Annotated in this window: 1 protein-coding gene; it reads left to right on the top strand. The window is 40.0% G+C overall.

Annotated elements, in window-relative coordinates; all coding sequences use genetic code 11:
* Window positions 1-255: hypothetical protein (locus RQM59_RS14460; RefSeq protein WP_349242819.1), on the top strand; the 255-nt coding region annotated here is incomplete at both ends.

Genomic DNA, 255 nt, shown 5'->3' with positions numbered 1-255 from the left:
TTAATGAGCCAGCCGATTTGTTAATATCAGAAGTGTTAGCATCCCATCAGAATGTATTGTGTTTTGGAGATACTACTGGAGTTATTGAAGTATCTATAGATCAAAACTCAGTACCTAACTATACGATTACCTTATTAGAAGGTGGAACCGCCAATGTAGTGCAGCAGGCCACCAATCAAGCAGGACCAACGTATACGTTCAATAACCTAACCTCGGGAACTTATGATGTTACGATCGTAGATGCAAATGGCATCA

The sequence above is a fragment of the Asprobacillus argus genome, from assembly GCF_032248395.1.
Taxonomy (GTDB): Bacteria; Bacteroidota; Bacteroidia; order Flavobacteriales; family Flavobacteriaceae; genus Polaribacter; species Polaribacter argus.
The sequence above is the reverse complement of the archived record's forward strand: the minus strand, read 5'-3'. Positions and strand labels throughout refer to the sequence as shown.